Genomic DNA, 17,501 nt, shown 5'->3' on the forward strand with positions numbered 1-17,501 from the left:
CTTATTGTTTTGCTTAAAATTTTCTCCATTCCTTTTTTTTAATTAAATTTCTAAAATATTAAAATACAAATAAATTGGTTTTCATCGATAAAAACAACCTTTAATCGATGAAAAATGCATTTAATCGAATTGTTATGAAAACATTGATATTAGTTCGCCACGCAAAATCCTCTTGGAAACACAACGTTATTGATCATGAAAGGCCTTTAAACAAAAGGGGGCAAAATGATGCTGAAATTGTTTCTAAGTATTTGAAATCAAGCGATTTAAAAATTGATAAAGTGCTATCAAGCGATGCCGTTCGTGCAAAAACCACGGCAGAAGCTTTTGTTTTAAACCTAGAAATAGATAAAAACATAATGGATTTAGATCATAATTTATATGATTTTTCAGGATACAATCTCATTAAAACCATTAAGGACATTGATGCTTCAGTTAACAACCTCATGGTTTTTGGCCATAATCACGCCATTACGGATTTTGTTAATACTTATGGCGATAAGCCCATTGATAACGTACCAACCTGTGGCGTAACAATTATTGATTTCGACATTGATAATTGGGCAGATTTAAACTCAGGGAAAACCGTTTACACGTTGTTCCCCAAGGATTTGAAGTAATCCCTGTTTTTATAGAGAAATTCCGTATAAATTATTAGAGCAAATAGAATATATTTGTTATCATATTCCCTTAATTAAAAACATGACGAAAGCCGAAAAACACAACAATAGTTATATAAATAGAGAAATAAGCTGGTTGCAATTTAATGCCAGGGTTTTACAAGAGGCCACAGACGAGACCGTACCATTAATAGAGCGTTTGCGTTTTTTGGGTATTTTTTCTAATAACTTAGATGAGTTTTTTAAAGTGCGCTACGCCACCGTGAAACGTATTGTAGAAGCGGGCAAAGGCGGTAAAAACGAACTTGGGGGCATTAAAGCAAAGGAGTTGTTGGAAATTATTACTCAAATTGTTATTAAACAACAAAGCGAGAGTTTGGGTATTTTAGATACGATAAAATCTAAATTGGAAAATGAAAACATTTATATAATTGATGAAACCCAAATTGACAATGCCCAACACAATTTTATAAAAAAGTATTTTGTTCAAAATGTAAGTCCAGCGCTGGTTACAATCATTTTAAATGATTTGGTGCAGCTTCCAAACTTAAAAGACTCGGGCGCATATTTGGCAGTTAGAATGTTAATGGCAAATGGCCATAAACAATTTGCCCTTTTGGAAATACCAAAGTCCATTAACCGATTTGTGGTGTTGCCCAAACAGGGCGATAAACGCTATATAATTTTAATTGATGATTTATTGCGCCATTGTTTAGGCGACATATTTAATATTTTCGATTACAAAAGCATATCGGCGCACATGATTAAAATATCGCGTGATGCGGAATTGGATTTTGAAAGTGATTTAAGTAAAAGTTTTATCGAAAAAATATCCGATAGTGTAAAGCATAGGCAAATAGGTGAACCCGTAAGATTTGTTTACGATAAAACCATTGATGACGATACTTTGGAGTATTTAATGACGAAGATGGAAATTGATGATACCGATAGTATTATTCCCGGAGGCCGTTATCACAACCGTCGCGATTACATGAGTTTTCCAAGTTTAGGAAGAACAGACCTCCTTTATGACAAAATAGAACCTTTGCCCATTGAAGGCCTGAGTTTCGAATCCAGTATTTTTGAAGCTATTGCCACCAAGGAATATTTGCTTTACGCACCGTATCACACGTTTTCTTATGTTGTTAAGTTTTTAAGGGAAGCTGCATTGGATCCGCAGGTAAAAACCATTAAAATTACCATTTACCGGTTGGCTGAAATCTCGCATGTGGCAAGTTCACTAATAAACGCTGCCATTAACGGTAAAACGGTTACCGTTTCAATTGAATTGCAGGCCCGTTTTGATGAGGAAGCCAATATTAATTACGCGCAACAAATGGAAGATGAGGGCGTCAACCTAATCTTTGGTGTTCAAGGTTTAAAAGTGCACAGTAAAATGTGTGTTATTGAACGTGAGGAAAAAAATAAAATAAAACGCTACGGCTTTATAAGTACTGGGAATTTTAACGAATCGACAGCCAAAATATACACCGATCACACGTTTTTTACTTCAGACCAAAGTATCCTAAAAGACGTCAATAAAATTTTTAACTTTTTTGATGCCAATTATAAAATATTCAGATATAAACACTTAATTACTTCGCCCCACAATACGCAAAAAGCTGTTTTCAAATTAATAGATGCAGAAATTGAAAAGGTTAAAAAGGGAGAAACGGGTAGAATCCGTTTAAAAATGAACAGTATTTCTAGTTATGTGATGATTGATAAATTATACCAAGCTAGTAGGGCAGGTGTTAAAATTCAAATGATAGTAAGAGGTATTTGCTGTTTGATTCCCGGGGTGAAAGGGATGAGCGACAATATTGAAATTATTAGTGTGGTCGATAAATTTTTAGAACACTCCAGACTTTATATCTTTGGGGAAGACCACAACAGTAAAGTATACATTTCTTCTGCAGATTGGATGACGAGAAATATTGATAATAGGGTAGAGGTCAGCTGTCCTATTTATAACGACGCCATAAAACAAGAAATAATTGATACCTATAAAATCTGTTGGAACGACAATGTAAAGGCTAGATTGTTAAACACAGCCAAAGAAAATGAGTATCGCATAAACGATAAACCAAAAGTAAGGTCACAAATTGCTATTTACGATTATTATTTAAACAAGTTGCAAAAATAATATGCTTTCAATAAAAAAATACGCCGCCATCGATATAGGCTCAAATGCTGTACGACTACTAATTTCAAACATTATTGAAGAAAAAGGGAAACCGGTGTTGTTTAAAAAAAACTCATTAGTGCGTGTCCCCATTCGATTAGGTGCCGATGTTTTTATTAAGCAAAAAATCTCAAAAGAAAACACACAGCGTATTTTAGACACCATGTTGGCCTTTAAGCTTTTAATGAAATCGCATAAAGTAGTAAAATACAAAGCCTGTGCTACATCGGCGATGCGGGAATCTTCAAATGGCAAAAAAATAGTCGACTTGGTTTTAAAACATTCAGACATTAGTATTGATGTCATTGAAGGTGAAGAAGAAGCAGCCATTATTGCCGCAACCGATTTGAATAAATTTATAGACGATAACAAAACCTATTTGTATGTAGATGTTGGTGGTGGTAGTACCGAGTTTAGCATTATTCATCGTGGAAAACAAGAGACTTCAAAATCGTTTAAAATAGGAACGGTAAGGCTTCTTAACGACATGGTTAAAAAGGAAGCGTGGGAAGAATTAGAGCATTGGATTAAAACCAGTGTAAAGAATTACGATAAAATAGATGTTTTGGGTTCTGGTGGCAACATCAATAAAATATTCAAAATATCAGGAAAAGCCTTAGGTAAACCACTTACTTATTTTTATTTAAGTTCTTATTTCCATCTGCTGCAAAGCTATTCTTATGAAGAGCGAATCACCGAACTTTCATTAAATCAAGACCGTGCCGATGTAATTATTCCTGCCATGCGCATTTACCTTTCGGCCATGAAATGGAGTGGTTCAAAATACATATATGTTCCAAAAATAGGACTTGCCGATGGCATTATAAAAAGTATATATTACGATACCGTTTCTAGCAATACACAGTAAAATTTTACCATTCATCTTTTAAAATACGGGTATTATAATTTTATAATATATATTCGTCAACCTAATACTACTAGAGTTTTAAACCCAAACCTATTAAATAATAACTTATGAAAAAATTAATACTATTTACAGTACTACTTGGTTTTTCATTTTTTGGATTTTCTCAAGATAAAGATTCTGATAAGGCTGCGGATTCGGTAAAAGTAAAGTCGAAAGGCATTGCATTTCAAGGCGTTATGTACGGTGTAAGAGGTGGTTTTAATATTTCAAACCTTAGTTTTGATACTGCACCAAACATGGAAAATAAGCACAGAAACAGCATATTTGTTGGTTTTTTTGCCAACATTGGTTTGTCCAAAACCATTTCACTAATGCCAGAAATCCAGTTTTCTGCTGAAGGTGCAAACGAAGAAAAATTACATTTGGACTATATTCAAGCACCTATCTTTTTCAGGTTTAGACTTAGTGAAAAAATACATATTGGCGCTGGACCACAAGTAGGTTTAAAAGTACATAAGGTTGATGATGGTATAAAAAACTTTGCCTATTCGGGCGTTGGCGGTATTGAGTACAAGCTATCGCACATGCTTTTTGCCGATTTAAGATATACCTATGGTTTCTCAAATATTTTTGACGACGATTTAAGCGTTGAAGCTAAAAACACAAATATTCAAATAGGTGTTGGTTATAAATTTTAACACTTATTGTGTTTAATTTTTTAACACTTTTAGTGTTATACTTTTAACACTTTTAGTGTTTAACTAACGTTTAACCATGAATGGTTTCGGATTTTCCGAGATTAGCCATAATTTTACTCTCATATTCAAGAAGTTGTTGCCATTTGGTGTCAACTTCTTTTTTATTGCCGTACTGTCTGGCAAAGCCTAAAAACATGGTGTAGTGATTTGCTTCGCTTACCATGAGTTTTCTGTAAAAATCGGCCAATTCTTTGTCCTGTAATTCCTCAGAAAGCAATCTAAAACGCTCACAGCTTCTAGCTTCAATTAAAGCCGCATATAGCAACCGGTGCACAAGTTGTGTGGTTCTGCTGCCGCCTTTTGGAAAAAATTTAAGCAATTGCACCACATAATCATCGCGTCGGTCTCTACCTAAAGTCCAACCACGTTTTAATATAATATCGTGTACCATCTTAAAATGGCTGATTTCCTCTTTTACCAAAGCCACCATTTCTTGCACCAAATCGGTGTATTCGGGAAAACTTACAATTAAGGATATGGCGGTACTTGTTGCCTTTTGCTCACAAAAGGCATGATCGGTGAGGATGTCTTCAATATTTTTTTCTACAATGTTAACCCAACGCGGATCGGTTGGTAATTTTAATCCTAGCATAATTATAGTACGTTTTCAAGAAGATTGACTTCTTTTATTTTAACCGCACCAAAGGTATCAATTATTATGCTAAAGTCTTTGTAAATATCTGTTTCCGGAATGTTAAAAGAAGTGTTAATGCTTATAAAATCGGCGGTTGAGTTTTCATAATCTATCCAAACAAACTGCATGATGGCTTGTTTCCAAAAAGCAGGAGATTCAAATTTTTTGAACACGTCTTTATTGATAACATGTTGGGCGATTATTTGGTTGTTTTTTAAGACTTGAAACTGAGCTTCAAAATTTTTAAAATGAAGTGTTTTATTTATAAGGCTTGAAGTCTTTATCGTTTTTGACGAATACGCTTTGTCGAGGGCATAGTATTGTATTTTAACCCGAAAACCGGTACTTAAAATGGTGTCTGTTAAAATCTCGGTACGTAGTTCGGGGATGTATTTTATTTCCTCTGAAAAAGAATCAAACAGTTTGTTTTCCTTTAAAACCTCGGCATTGGTTTTATGTATCCTGTCACGTCCATCACAACTTATTAAAGTGATAATTAATGCGCAACATAAAATAGATAAATTCCTCATAAATAACAGTTTATATATCTAGCCCAAAAGTGTTCTTTAAAGTTTCTATATTCGGGTTTTTAGCCTTTAGTTTTTCAAATTTATCCGCACTTGTATAGGCGTATTTTTTTTCTAAAACCTCATTTACGGTAATCGATAAATTGATGTCAAAATTATTTAAGGTCTTTCTTATATAGCCCAATAAATCGAATTGCTGACGTTCGACTTCCAACTTGTTGGTTTCGTTGGGAAATTCCAAATGAATCGTCGTGTCTTTTAATTTGGGTTTATCAATCCGCAAAATAGAAGCTAGGTTGTACTGCCCTTTGTCTTCAACTATTTTAACATAGGCATTCCAAGTGTCTACCATTTGCTTTTCGGTAAAAGCATCTTTGGGTAGATTTTCTTCATCAATAACAACATCCATTTGCCGTATTTGATGTTCTTTTTTAGCCCTAATACTGCTTAACGACAATCCAGATGTACGCTTGTTATCTTGCTTTAAAACAATTTTTGGTGGTTCTTTTACCTGTAAACTAGCAACCGCGGCGGGCACCTCTGCTTTTTTAGCAATGGTTTCCGTGGCTTCATGGTTTGCTTGGTTATCGGCAGCTTTTGAAGGTACGGTAACGGGAATAGGTGTGATGCCTTTATTTTTAAAATACGAAGGCGGTATTATGTAATGTTTGCTATTTTTTTTTTCTCCATCAAAAGTGATAGAGGCAAGCTGCATTAAACAAAGCTCAACAAGTAAGCGTTGGTTTTTACTGGTTTTATACTTGAGGTCGCAATCGTTGGCAAGATTGATGCCCTGCATTAAAAAAGCTTGCGAGGCTTTTTTGGATTGCTCTAAATATTTGTTTTTGGTTTTTTCGCCAACTTCGAGAAGTTCGATGGTTTCTGGGGTTTTACTAACCAGTAAATCCCTAAAATGCGACGCTAATCCCGCTATATAATGATGGCCGTCAAACCCTTTTGAAAGCGTATTGTTAAACTGAATTAATAATTCAGGGATTTTATTTTCTAAAATAAGGTCGGTGCTCGTAAAATAGGTTTCGTAATCCAGCACGTTTAAATTCTCGGTAACCGCTTGTCGTGTTAAATTTTTGCCCGAAAAGCTAACCACACGATCAAAAATAGAAAGCGCATCGCGCATGGCACCATCTGCTTTTTGTGCGATAATGTGTAGCGCGTCATCCTCGGCAGTTATACCTTGTTCTTCAGCAATGTATTTTAAATATGCCTTGGCATCTTTAACGGTAATGCGTTTAAAATCGAAAATCTGGCAACGCGATAAAATCGTTGGGATTATTTTGTGTTTCTCGGTAGTAGCGAGAATAAAAATACAGTGTTTTGGTGGCTCTTCTAAGGTTTTTAAAAAGGCATTAAAAGCTGCTTGCGATAGCATGTGCACCTCATCAATAATATACACTTTGTATTTGCCCACTTGTGGCGGAATACGAACCTGATCGGTTAAATTTCTAATATCATCAACCGAGTTGTTTGAAGCCGCATCCAATTCAAAAATATTAAAAGCGAAATCTTCGTCACCTGTTTCGGTACCATCGCTATTAATCATTTTAGCCAATATACGGGCACAGGTTGTTTTACCAACACCACGAGGACCAGTAAATAATAGGGCTTGTGCTAAATGGTTGTTTTCAATAGCATTTAACAGGGTGTTTGTAATAGCTTGCTGCCCCACCACGTCTTTAAACGTTTGGGGTCTGTACTTACGTGCCGATACTACAAAGTGCTCCAATGTTATTATTGCTTTTTGAATAGATAACAAAGTTAAAAATTCAATTTTGAATTCAGTATTTTGAACTTAGAATTTAATAGGAGTTATTAACAAGTTATTGTTGTTAAGTTGATGTGGGTTTTAATGGTTTTATGTGTAAATAATTGGCTTATCCAAAAACTAAACGACTTCCTGTTTTAAAAACAAAAACCGGCAAATAAATCCGCGTTAAGGATTGAACGATCTGTTTGAGCTCGCCGACGATAGGAGGAAGCGAGTAGTGAAAGCCTGACCCCGACCAAAGGAGGGTTAACGCCCAAATAATTGAATATTCATGAAAAAGTAGCATTTGTTTGTTGTAATTTTGCAGGCAAGTAAATCGCCTTATCGCTGTTTCGATTCGTCGGGATGGAGGAAAGTCCGAACACCGTAGTGCAACATAGTGGTTAATGGCCACCAACCGTGAGGTTAGGAAAAGTGCAACAGAAAGTATGTACAGGTAATGCTGTAGTGAAACCGGGTAAACTCTATGTGGTGCAATGTCATGTAAACCAGTGCTTGAGGGCGGCACGCTCGATGCTGGAGGGTAGGCAGCTAAAGTGTATGGGTAACCATGCACTCAGATAAATGATAAGGGTGTTTTGAGTTTTAAATTCAGGACATACAGAATTCGGCTTATAGATTTGCTTGGAAATAAATAAACCCTTCTTTACATTGTTAAAGAAGGGTTTATAGTTAAAATTGGTTGGTAAAAAAATTAATCTTCTTTTGGTGCATACGATAAATCCGGACGCATTTCGCCTGTGTACTCTTCCGTTCTTGTGGTGTAATTCATTACTTTGGCAAAAGTGTCCCATCGGTCTGGGCCTAAAACTTCTTTGTTTGCTTCGCCTCTTTTAGCCGAATCTATAGCGTCTTTTGCAGGGATAGAAACAAAATAATAGCTTTCCATTTGCCCAAATCCGTTGCGGTATACATTGTAATATTCCGTTGAGCCTTTGCTTTTAAACATGGCTTTAACGGCTTTCATGCCTTCGCGCATTTTTTTGGCATTTTCTGGCTTATAATACATGTAAAACCAAGTTCGGTAGTTTTCGGCCTCGGCTGGTTGGGCATCTTCGGCGGGACTGTAACTTAGCGCGTCGTCTTTTACAATGATGTAAGTACCGTGCGAGTCGTAACATGCATCAAAACGATCGAACATTTCTCCAAATTTGTCGCCCATGGCTTTTGCCATGTCTGCAAATGGGTTTTTATCTAATTCTGCAAAGTTTTCAATGGGCGTAACGTAAAAATATTTGAAATCATGGCTCATAGCCGAAAACCACGAGGTTTGTAAATTGTGCTCAATACATGCTGCTTGGAATTCTTTCGCAATTTTTTCGTATTCCATGAACTTGGAAGGCTTTACATTGTCTTGATGAATTTGATAGGCTTGTTGTGAATTGGAAAAGTTTACCGTAAGGCATAGCATTAATGCCAAAAGCATAGTTGTTTTGATTGTCTTCATAATTAATTGTTTTAATTGGTTGGTTATTTAAATGTTGATAATAGCTAATAATTTATCTAAAAAGGGAGTTGTTTTATACTAATTTAATGCTTCTCCCATAGCGGAATTGCTTTCCATCTCTGCAGCTTCAATTTCTATAAAGGCTGCCGTGATTGAGGCGGTATCGTAATATCCGTATTCCTTGACCACTTTTCCATCCGCAAATTGAGAGGTTAAATGCACAGGTATGATCAATTCTTTGCCATTGGCTTTTAGCTTACCGCTCCAAACGGACCAGTAATTCACCCATTTTTTGCCTTCTTTGTCGATGACCATTTCCAATACCGTTTTATCATCTGAAAAACCGTAGGATGAGAAATTGGAAATCATGTCTTGATGGCGTTTCATACTTTCCAGATACGGTATTCCCGTGTTTTTGTTGTGAAATACTTGTGCGGTATCGGCAAAGTGGGATTTCCAAGCATCCCAATCTTGGGCTTCATAGGCTTTTACTCTTTCTTTTATGGATTCAATTTCTGGTGACTCTGAAAAATAACGTTGTGGTTCCTGATTACAGGATACCACTAGGGTTAATATAAGCCCTAATAGGATAAGTTTTTTCATTTTATTTAAGGTTTTAATTAATAGTACTGATAAATTGCCATAACCAAACTTAAAAAAAGACCTGCTTTTTTAGAGAGAATAAAGTTTATGTTTAGAGCCGGGGACTATTAAGGTGAAATCTAATTTACTGAAAAAAAAGCAATTAAGTATGAAATGTTAAAGAAAACTTAGTTGGCTTCAAAAAAACTGAACATATTGCCACCATAACTTTTGGAATAGCTAAATTGGCTTAGATGAGATAAATCGGTGTGTTTGGAATGTTCGATGATTAGCAAACCATCTTCTAATAATAAATTATTCTGAAATACTAATTCTGGGATTTTTGCAAACTGTTCTTCAGGAAAAGCGTAGGGCGGATCTGCAAAAACAATATGGGTTTGTAAAGTGGATTTTTCTAAAAACTTAAACACATCGCTTTTAATGGTGTTTATGGGCATATTGAATTTCTCAGCGATTTGATTTATAAATTTTATACAGCCATAATCCTGATCGACACTAGTGATTTGTTGGGTGCCTCTTGATGCAAACTCGTAGCTTATATTGCCTGTTCCTGCAAATAAATCGAGTACGGAAATAGCATCGAAATAAAAACGATTGTTTAAAATATTGAACAGCGATTCCTTAGCCATGTCGGTTGTAGGGCGCACCGGCAAGTTTTTTGGTGCTACAATTTTTCTGCTTTTATATAATCCTGAAATAATCCGCATTAAAAACTGTGTATTAAAGTGAAGTTTGAATGGTTGGGTTCAACGGGTTGTGAATACTTGTAATTGTCCAATCGCTTCCCAAAGCTTACATGCCTAATGTAAGTATAAGCTATGTTGTATAATTCATCATCTTTCGAAATATTTCCAATAAGAATTAAATGTAGCGTTTCCGGGTTAAGTTTTAATTGTTCGGCGGTAAAAAGAATGTAATAAATAAAATCTTCTTTTGTACTGTATTCAAAAGTGTTATAAAGGATGAGTTTTCCTTTATCTGTTACAATAATTTCAAAATGAGCTGCATTTACATTGACATAAACCTTGGTGCCATCCGCATTTTTTTCGATAGATAGAATGCGTTCTATTAAAATGGTGGAAAAATGTTTGTATGTAAAGCTTCCGAATTTTTCGTAAATAAAATTGTTGATATTTATATACGGGACGTAAACGTTAACACTGTCGTTGGTTTCGATAATATCGAAAGCGATAAAATCGGATTTAAGGATTTTTGAATTAAACTTTAAATAATCGGCTAAACAAGCTTCTTTAAACAATGGTTTTGGCACTAGGGTTGAAAGCTCGTTGGTATGAATAACGTTAACATTTTTAAACGAAACCTGTAAGGCAACCTCGGTGTTAAACAAGTGGATTAGCTGGTCTAAAACTTCAAACGGATTTAGCTTTTTTTCAAAATCAACATGCTTTAAAGCCGTAATTGTTTTGGTATCCCTTTGCAGTATACAAAAAGAAAGTCCACTCAAACTTATTTGAATGGACAATTCCAGATTAGTTAGTTTGTTATAGTTTTTATTCGTTAGCGCCATATGTTTTTGGCCAGTTTCCAGCGGTATTTACTTCGTCCATAGAGCCTACTTTTAAGGCATTTCCGTTAACACCATCAACAGACACTATTTGGTTTTCCTGTAAAACAAGGTCTCTATCTTGATCAAATAAAATCACGTCTTTTTTAACCTTTGCTTCAAACACTGCTATTTTTGTATTGTTTTGCTCTATAAAACCGGCTTTAAGTTCAAATTTTTCACCTTCTTTTCCAACAGGCACATTCATCATGGTTTTATAACGGTCGGAGTTTTTAAATAAGGAGTCTTTTACGGGTACAAATCCCAAAGTATCTATAATAACAATATCTTTAAACATATCAACACCAAATTGCTTGGATAAAACCTCGTCTCTTACACTAGAGTCTCTACGTTGTGTAATCGTAAATTGTGCGGTATCAACAAACTTAATCAAATTATCAAAGTCTCCTGAGAACTTTCCCGTTACTTTTCTGTGCGCCAATTGTGCATCTCTTATATCATTTAAGCTTTTAATGACTTCGGCGTAACGCTTGTTTTTTAGTTTGTTAAAGTGAACCGGACCGTAAACAGATTGGAATGTATTATATCCTAAAAAAGCAATAGTTATCCAAAGCACAACTTGCAACAAAGGTTTAAATTTAGTGGGAATAAATTTGTCAACTAACTTAACTAAGCCAATTGTTACAAGAATTACAGCAATTGCAACGAGAATTAATTTCATGATACGTTATTTATTAAATAAATTTATTAATGGTATTTAGCAAATCTACAATTTTTTTTTAATCGTAAAAACCAAAGTACGTAAAAATCATTTCTATATTTGAATAATTTATTAATTATTTTGTTTTAAATGACCTCATCCGAATTTTACGCCCTTATAAAACAGCAGTTTCCGTTTCAACCCACGTTAAAACAAAATATTGTACTCCAACAGCTTTCAGAATTTATTTTCAGCAAAACACCAAACGCCCTGTATTTGTTAAAAGGTTATGCCGGTACGGGTAAAACCACTATTGTTGGTACCATTGTTACCAATTTATGGAAAGCAAAAAAAAGCGCTGTGTTAATGGCGCCAACGGGAAGGGCGGCTAAAGTGATTTCGAATTATTCAAACAAAGAAGCCTTTACCATTCACAAAAAAATTTATTTTCCTAAAAAAGATAAGGGTGGCGGTGTGAAATTTATTTTACAACCCAATAAGCACAAAAACACCATTTTTATTGTTGATGAAGCTTCCATGATTCCTGATACGCCCGGGGAATCTAAATTTTTTGAAAACGGATCGTTGCTGGACGATTTAATGCAATATGTATATTCCGGTCACCAATGTAAATTGCTTTTAATTGGTGATACCGCCCAATTACCTCCGGTAAAACTCGATTTAAGCCCAGCATTGGATGAAAATAAATTGGCTTTGAATTACAACAAAGAGGTTACAAAAATGGAGTTGGACGAAGTGATGCGACAAGAGCAGGATTCGGGAATTTTAGAAAACGCCACGGTGCTGCGCGAGGCTTTATCAAGAAATGTCCACGATGCTTTTAAATTCGATTTAAACGGTTTTACCGATATTGTAAGATTGGTTGATGGCTACGATATTATGGAGGCCATAAACGATGCCTACAGCAGTTTAGGGAACGAGGAAACCGCTATTATCGTTCGCAGCAATAAGCGCGCTAACCTATATAACCAGCAAATACGAAGTCGGATTTTATTTAACGAACACGAGTTAACCGCGGGCGATTATTTAATGGTGGTTAAGAATAATTATTTTTGGATTAAGCCCACAAGCGAAGCCGGTTTTATTGCCAATGGCGATATAATTGAGGTTTTAGAAATTTTTTCGATTAAGGAATTATACGGATTTCGCTTCGCGGAAGTTAAGGTACGCATGGTTGATTACCCAAAAATGAGACCATTTGAAACCGTTTTGCTATTAGATACCATTGATGCCGAAACGCCCTCGCTACCTTACGAAGAGTCGAATAGACTCTATCAAGAAGTCCAAAAAGACTACGAAAACGAAACGAGCAATTACAAAAGATTCTTAAAAATAAAAGGTAATAAACATTTTAATGCGTTGCAGGTTAAGTTTTCTTATGCCATAACCTGTCATAAATCCCAAGGTGGACAATGGCACACTGTTTTTGTCGAGCAACCCTATTTGCCCAATGGTGTAGATAAAGATTATTTGCGTTGGCTGTACACCGCCGTAACCAGGGCCAAGGATAAATTGTATCTTATAGGTTTTAAGGATGATTTTTTTGAGGAATAGCGCTAAGTTGAAAGTTGGAAGACCGAAGACGGATGTTCACTCAGGGTAAGACGGAAATTTGTTTGCGTACAAAATCTCACCGTATTAACGTTGCGGAAATGTGTACAAATTAATAAATCACTTTTTAATTTATAAAAGTGAGAGTTCCCCTCCTTAAAGGGGCTAGGGGTGGGTTTTAAATTAAAGAGTTAGAAGATAAGTTTTGACTGAAAACTACTGATTTTGGAGTTTTTTTATCAACCAATTAACTTTAAAAATCTTTGTAAATTAGCATAGTATTTTAGCTTTGAATGATTATTAATCTTTAAAAAAATTCCCGAAAGGGGATTTAGGCTTATGACAGTAGAAACCATTATTAGTATATGTTTAGGTGTTGGTCTAGCCGCATCGGTTGGGTTCAGGGTGTTTTTGCCGTTGTTCGCATTGAGTTTGGCTGCTTATTTTGATGTTTGGCCACTCAACGAATCTTGGGAATGGATTGGCAGTACCACCGCATTAATAACTTTAGGCGTTGCTACGCTGGTAGAAATTTTTGCCTATTTTATACCTTATATCGACAATTTATTGGATAGTATCGCGGTGCCTTTGGCGGCACTTGCAGGAACGGCGGTAATGATGTCTACGGTGGCCGATTTAAGCCCCGTTATAACCTGGTCGTTAGCCATTGTCGCAGGTGGCGGAACGGCGGCGGCCATTGCCGGAACCTCAAGTACAACACGATTGGCATCCACGGCCACAACGGGTGGTTTAGGAAATCCCATAGTATCGACCATTGAAACCGTTACGGCTACAGTAATGTCGGTTATTTCAATATTCCTCCCCATTTTAGCTATCATTTTAGTAGCAATCATATTATTTATAATTTTCCGATTGTATAAAAAGTTTAAACCATCTAAAGTTAAAAATCAGTAATATTTATAGTATTTTTGAACTACATTATTTAGAAGTAGATGAAAATAATCTCAATGATTCCCGCGCGATACAGCGCCACTCGTTTCCCCGGAAAGCTCATGCAGGATTTAGGCGGAAAAACCGTTATCCGTCGGACTTATGAAGCCACCGTTGCCACCAATTTATTTGATGATGTTTTTGTAGTTACCGATAGCGATATCATTTACAAAGAGATAGTTAACAACGGCGGTAAAGCCATTATGAGCATTAAGGAACACGATTGCGGTAGCGATAGAATAGCCGAAGCTGTTGAAGATTTAGATATTGATATCGTTATAAACGTGCAGGGCGATGAGCCTTTTACTGATGCAGAATCATTAAAAAAACTGATTGAAGTCTTTAAAGATGATTACGATAATACCATAGATTTAGCCTCATTAATGGTTCATATTACAGATGACGAGGAAATTAAAAACCCAAATACGGTGAAGGTTATTGTCGATAATACTAATTTCGCATTATATTTTTCGCGTAGCGTAATCCCATTCCCAAGAGATAAAACCGTTGATGTAAAATATTACAAACACAAAGGCGTTTATGCATTTAGAAAAGCAGCTTTATTGGACTTTTATCGATTGCCTATGCTTGCTTTAGAAGCTTCTGAAAAGCTGGAACAATTGCGCTATTTAGAATACGGCAAACGCATAAAAATGGTTGAAACCGATGTGCAGGGTATCGAGATTGATACCCCGGAAGATTTAGAACGCGCAAATAAATTATGGAAGTGACGAAGTCATTCCCTTGAAATCGTAAGATTCATGAATTCATTATTATAAAATGTTAAATAATGAATAAAAAGGGAATCTTTTTAAAGTGAATTAGAATTATTATAAACAAAAAAATTGAAAAAAGAGTATCAACACATTAAAGTAATTGGATTTGATGCCGATGATACACTTTGGGTTAACGAAACCTATTTTCGTGAGGCCGAGGAGGAGATTCAACGCTTGTTGTCAAAATACGAAACCCCAAATAAAATAGACCAAGAGCTGTTTAAAATGGAAATGAAAAATCTTCCGCTTTATGGCTATGGCGTTAAGGCTTTCATTTTATCGATGGTAGAAGTGGCTTTAGAGTTGTCAAACTATAATATTTCAAATAAAACCATCGAAGCCATTTTGAATATTGGCAAAAACATGCTTGAAAAACCGGTAGAGTTGCTTAATGGCGTTGAAGACGTTTTAAGCGTGCTTTCAAAAAAATACAGATTGATATTGGCTACCAAAGGCGATTTATTGGACCAAGAACGCAAACTGGAAAAATCTGGTTTAACCAAATATTTTCATCATATCGAAGTGTTAAGCGATAAGCAAGAGCGTAATTATTCCAATCTTTTAAATCATTTGGATATTAAACCCACAGAGTTTTTAATGATAGGAAACTCTTTAAAATCGGATGTTTTGCCCTTGGTAAATATTAAAGCCCACGCCATTCATATCCCATTTCATACCACTTGGGCGCACGAAACGGTAAGCAAAAAAGAAACGAACGGTAAAACGTACAAAACCATTGGTGGTTTAAGAGAGGTTTTAGATTTATTGGATTAATTGGTAAGATATTTCATTGCCTTTTAATCGAGTAAAAATGAAAATTGTACTATTTTTACAATTTGAAAAAAGAAATTACATTAAATGAATTATAGAAACTTTCCCATGGTGCCAAGAGTAATTTTTGGCAGAGGTAGTTTTAATCAGTTAAATGATATTATTGCCCCAAAACGATTAAGCGTTAACGCACCATTTATTTTTTTGGTAGATGATATTTTTAAAAACAACAACTGGTTGTCGTCTCGAATACCTACGTCTTACGATGACCGAATTATTTATATATCAGCAAATGAGGAACCCAGAACATCGCAAGTCGATGAGCTGGTTGAAGATATTATTTTAAATACCAAAGAACGCCCTTCCGGTATTATTGGAATTGGTGGAGGCACTATTTTAGATTTGGCCAAAGCGGTATCTATCATGATTACCAACAAAGGAGAAGCCAAAGATTATCAAGGTTGGGATTTGGTTAAAAACCCAGCTATTTATCATGTGGGCATTCCCACTATATCTGGTACAGGGGCCGAGGTTTCGAGGACTACGGTGTTAACGGGGCCGGAAAGAAAACTAGGTATAAATTCAGATTATACACCTTTTGATCAGGTTGTTTTAGATTCCGAACTTACCAAAGATGTGCCAACCGAACAGTGGTTTTACACCGGTATGGACTGTTATATCCATTGCATTGAATCGCTTACGGGAACCTATTTAAACGCCTTTAGCCAAAGTTATGGCGATATGGCTTTACAATTATGTGAAGAGATATTTTTAACCGATACTTTATCAAGTGTTGATGCCCAGGAAAAACTCATGATGGCATCGTGGCACGGTGGTATGAGCATTGCCTACTCGCAAGTTGGTGTGGCACACGCCATGAGTTACGGATTATCTTATTTATTGGGAACAAGGCACGGTATAGGCAATTGCATTGTTTTCAATCATTTGGAAGAATTTTATCCCGAAGGCGTAAAGGTATTTAAAGCCATGAAAAAGAAGCATAATATTGTGTTGCCTAAAGGGATATGCGCCAATTTAAGCGATAGGGAATTTGATATCATGATAAATATATCGCTTAGTTTAGAACCGCTTTGGGAAAATGCGCTGGGTAAAAATTGGAAAAAAATAATGACGCCCAAAAAATTAAAAGAACTTTACCAAAAAATGTAATATGCGGTGGTTAGCCAAATTCATTTACTTTAAGCTTTTAGGTTGGAAAGCTGTTGGCAACACCAATTTTTCTAACGATACAATTAAAAAAGCGGTAATTATTGCTGCACCACATACCAGTTGGCACGACTTTTATATCGGCGTTTTATTGCGTTCTGTGCTCGGCATTAAAACAAATTTTGTTGGTAAAAAAGAATTGTTTGTTTTTCCTATTGGTTGGTTTTTTAAAGCTTTGGGAGGTGCGCCAATTAACCGGCAATCCAATGAAAACAAAGTGCAGGCCATAGCAAAGTTATTTGCTGAAAAAGACGAGTTTAGAATGGCGATGGCTCCAGAAGGCACCAGAAAAAAAGTTGACACATGGCGCACCGGTTTTTATTATATCGCTAAAGAAGCCAAGGTACCCATTATTATGTTTACGCTGGATTTTGAAAATAAACAAAACAAGATTTCAGAGCCCTTTTATCCTACAGATGATACGAAAGCAGATTTCGAATTCATGTATAATTTCTATAAAGATGTAAAAGGAAAAGTACCTGAATATTCGTAAGGCTTTTAATTAAAAATTGTCTTTCAAAATAAATTTTGGCATACATTTTGAATGCTAA

The 17,501-nt window shown here is 35.6% G+C and carries 18 protein-coding genes and 1 other RNA gene; 11 read left to right on the plus strand and 8 right to left on the minus strand.

Translation table 11 applies throughout. The annotated features are described in order from the left end of the window. Window positions 1-134 precede the first annotated feature (134 nt). From RNZ47_RS05955 to RNZ47_RS05970, 4 genes are all read left to right on the plus strand, one after another. Entirely contained in the window at window positions 135-620 is a 486-nt protein-coding gene (locus tag RNZ47_RS05955) for a SixA phosphatase family protein (RefSeq protein WP_311937783.1), read from the plus strand. A gap of 82 nt (window positions 621-702) precedes the next feature. Next, window positions 703-2,766 carry a polyphosphate kinase 1 gene (ppk1, locus tag RNZ47_RS05960; RefSeq protein ID WP_311937785.1) on the plus strand — a complete coding sequence of 688 codons (2,064 nt, stop codon included), beginning with the start codon at window positions 703-705 and terminating at the stop codon, window positions 2,764-2,766. 1 nt (window position 2,767) lies between these two features. After that, a complete protein-coding gene (locus RNZ47_RS05965) occupies window positions 2,768-3,673 on the plus strand; it encodes a Ppx/GppA phosphatase family protein (RefSeq protein WP_311937787.1) in 906 nt (301 codons plus the stop codon). 107 nt (window positions 3,674-3,780) lie between these two features. Further along, a complete protein-coding gene (locus RNZ47_RS05970) occupies window positions 3,781-4,371 on the plus strand; it encodes a porin family protein (protein ID WP_311937789.1) in 591 nt (196 codons plus the stop codon). Window positions 4,372-4,441: 70 nt separating this feature from the next. Here the strand turns inward: RNZ47_RS05970 and RNZ47_RS05975 are convergent, their stop codons facing one another. The 3 genes from RNZ47_RS05975 to RNZ47_RS05985 are packed head-to-tail and all read right to left on the minus strand — an operon-like array spanning window position 4,442 to window position 7,336. After that, a complete protein-coding gene (locus tag RNZ47_RS05975; RefSeq protein WP_311937791.1) occupies window positions 4,442-5,023 on the minus strand; it encodes a MiaE family protein in 582 nt (193 codons plus the stop codon). 2 nt (window positions 5,024-5,025) lie between these two features. Then, complete coding sequence (locus tag RNZ47_RS05980; protein ID WP_311937793.1) at window positions 5,026-5,595, minus strand: hypothetical protein; 570 nt, start codon at window positions 5,593-5,595, stop codon at window positions 5,026-5,028. 10 nt (window positions 5,596-5,605) lie between these two features. Further along, window positions 5,606-7,336, minus strand: coding sequence for a DNA polymerase III subunit gamma/tau (locus tag RNZ47_RS05985; protein ID WP_311937795.1), 1,731 nt, complete (start codon window positions 7,334-7,336; stop codon window positions 5,606-5,608). Window positions 7,337-7,686: 350 nt separating this feature from the next. Between RNZ47_RS05985 and rnpB the strand changes: the two genes are divergently transcribed. After that, window positions 7,687-8,009: RNase P RNA component class A (gene rnpB / locus RNZ47_RS05990), an RNA gene on the plus strand. Between the two features lie 63 nt (window positions 8,010-8,072). On the opposite strand, the gene RNZ47_RS05995 is transcribed toward rnpB, so the two are convergent. The 5 genes from RNZ47_RS05995 to RNZ47_RS06015 form a co-directional block, all read right to left on the minus strand. Next, a complete protein-coding gene (locus RNZ47_RS05995) occupies window positions 8,073-8,825 on the minus strand; it encodes a hypothetical protein (RefSeq protein ID WP_311937796.1) in 753 nt (250 codons plus the stop codon). A 78-nt stretch (window positions 8,826-8,903) separates the two neighbouring features. Beyond that, window positions 8,904-9,428 carry a nuclear transport factor 2 family protein gene (locus tag RNZ47_RS06000; RefSeq protein WP_311937798.1) on the minus strand — a complete coding sequence of 175 codons (525 nt, stop codon included), beginning with the start codon at window positions 9,426-9,428 and terminating at the stop codon, window positions 8,904-8,906. Window positions 9,429-9,595: 167 nt separating this feature from the next. Beyond that, entirely contained in the window at window positions 9,596-10,135 is a 540-nt protein-coding gene (locus RNZ47_RS06005; protein WP_311937799.1) for an RsmD family RNA methyltransferase, read from the minus strand. Next, window positions 10,135-10,956, minus strand: coding sequence for a DUF3822 family protein (locus RNZ47_RS06010; protein WP_311937801.1), 822 nt, complete (start codon window positions 10,954-10,956; stop codon window positions 10,135-10,137). The genes RNZ47_RS06005 and RNZ47_RS06010 overlap by 1 nt, the downstream gene beginning before the upstream one ends. Beyond that, on the minus strand, window positions 10,940-11,677 hold the full coding sequence (locus tag RNZ47_RS06015) for a hypothetical protein (protein ID WP_311939044.1): 738 nt from the start codon (window positions 11,675-11,677) through the stop codon (window positions 10,940-10,942). The genes RNZ47_RS06010 and RNZ47_RS06015 overlap by 17 nt, the downstream gene beginning before the upstream one ends. A gap of 126 nt (window positions 11,678-11,803) precedes the next feature. On the opposite strand from RNZ47_RS06015, the gene RNZ47_RS06020 reads away from it, so the two are divergent. The 6 genes from RNZ47_RS06020 to RNZ47_RS06045 all read left to right on the plus strand — a co-directional run bounded on the left by RNZ47_RS06020 (window position 11,804) and on the right by RNZ47_RS06045 (window position 17,443). Beyond that, the gene (locus RNZ47_RS06020; protein ID WP_311937803.1) at window positions 11,804-13,228 is read left to right on the plus strand and encodes an ATP-dependent DNA helicase; all 1,425 of its coding nucleotides are present in this window, start codon (window positions 11,804-11,806) and stop codon (window positions 13,226-13,228) included. A gap of 336 nt (window positions 13,229-13,564) precedes the next feature. Next, on the plus strand, window positions 13,565-14,140 hold the full coding sequence (locus RNZ47_RS06025; protein ID WP_311937805.1) for a DUF4126 domain-containing protein: 576 nt from the start codon (window positions 13,565-13,567) through the stop codon (window positions 14,138-14,140). A 38-nt stretch (window positions 14,141-14,178) separates the two neighbouring features. Continuing rightward, the gene (gene kdsB / locus RNZ47_RS06030; RefSeq protein ID WP_311937807.1) at window positions 14,179-14,907 is read left to right on the plus strand and encodes a 3-deoxy-manno-octulosonate cytidylyltransferase; all 729 of its coding nucleotides are present in this window, start codon (window positions 14,179-14,181) and stop codon (window positions 14,905-14,907) included. A gap of 114 nt (window positions 14,908-15,021) precedes the next feature. Further along, on the plus strand, window positions 15,022-15,726 hold the full coding sequence (locus tag RNZ47_RS06035; RefSeq protein ID WP_311937809.1) for an HAD family hydrolase: 705 nt from the start codon (window positions 15,022-15,024) through the stop codon (window positions 15,724-15,726). A gap of 84 nt (window positions 15,727-15,810) precedes the next feature. Beyond that, window positions 15,811-16,893 (plus strand): iron-containing alcohol dehydrogenase family protein, encoded by a 1,083-nt coding sequence (locus RNZ47_RS06040; RefSeq protein WP_311937811.1) that lies wholly within the window; start codon window positions 15,811-15,813, stop codon window positions 16,891-16,893. Between the two features lies 1 nt (window position 16,894). After that, window positions 16,895-17,443: a 1-acyl-sn-glycerol-3-phosphate acyltransferase gene (locus RNZ47_RS06045; RefSeq protein ID WP_311937813.1), complete on the plus strand. Its 549-nt coding sequence runs from the start codon at window positions 16,895-16,897 to the stop codon at window positions 17,441-17,443. Window positions 17,444-17,501: the final 58 nt, after the last annotated feature.

Source organism: Hwangdonia seohaensis, from assembly GCF_031932625.1.
Taxonomy (GTDB): Bacteria; Bacteroidota; Bacteroidia; order Flavobacteriales; family Flavobacteriaceae; genus Hwangdonia; species Hwangdonia seohaensis.

Coding starts and splice junctions, on each gene's coding strand:
- RNZ47_RS05955 (WP_311937783.1), top strand. CDS start 135: ATGAAAACATTGATATTAGTTCGCCACGCAAAATCCTCTTGGAAACAC.
- ppk1 (WP_311937785.1), top strand. CDS start 703: ATGACGAAAGCCGAAAAACACAACAATAGTTATATAAATAGAGAAATA.
- RNZ47_RS05965 (WP_311937787.1), top strand. CDS start 2,768: ATGCTTTCAATAAAAAAATACGCCGCCATCGATATAGGCTCAAATGCT.
- RNZ47_RS05970 (WP_311937789.1), top strand. CDS start 3,781: ATGAAAAAATTAATACTATTTACAGTACTACTTGGTTTTTCATTTTTT.
- RNZ47_RS05975 (WP_311937791.1), bottom strand. CDS start 5,023: ATGCTAGGATTAAAATTACCAACCGATCCGCGTTGGGTTAACATTGTA.
- RNZ47_RS05980 (WP_311937793.1), bottom strand. CDS start 5,595: ATGAGGAATTTATCTATTTTATGTTGCGCATTAATTATCACTTTAATA.
- RNZ47_RS05995 (WP_311937796.1), bottom strand. CDS start 8,825: ATGAAGACAATCAAAACAACTATGCTTTTGGCATTAATGCTATGCCTT.
- RNZ47_RS06000 (WP_311937798.1), bottom strand. CDS start 9,428: ATGAAAAAACTTATCCTATTAGGGCTTATATTAACCCTAGTGGTATCC.
- RNZ47_RS06005 (WP_311937799.1), bottom strand. CDS start 10,135: ATGCGGATTATTTCAGGATTATATAAAAGCAGAAAAATTGTAGCACCA.
- RNZ47_RS06010 (WP_311937801.1), bottom strand. CDS start 10,956: ATGGCGCTAACGAATAAAAACTATAACAAACTAACTAATCTGGAATTG.
- RNZ47_RS06020 (WP_311937803.1), top strand. CDS start 11,804: ATGACCTCATCCGAATTTTACGCCCTTATAAAACAGCAGTTTCCGTTT.
- RNZ47_RS06025 (WP_311937805.1), top strand. CDS start 13,565: ATGACAGTAGAAACCATTATTAGTATATGTTTAGGTGTTGGTCTAGCC.
- kdsB (WP_311937807.1), top strand. CDS start 14,179: ATGAAAATAATCTCAATGATTCCCGCGCGATACAGCGCCACTCGTTTC.
- RNZ47_RS06040 (WP_311937811.1), top strand. CDS start 15,811: ATGAATTATAGAAACTTTCCCATGGTGCCAAGAGTAATTTTTGGCAGA.
- RNZ47_RS06045 (WP_311937813.1), top strand. CDS start 16,895: ATGCGGTGGTTAGCCAAATTCATTTACTTTAAGCTTTTAGGTTGGAAA.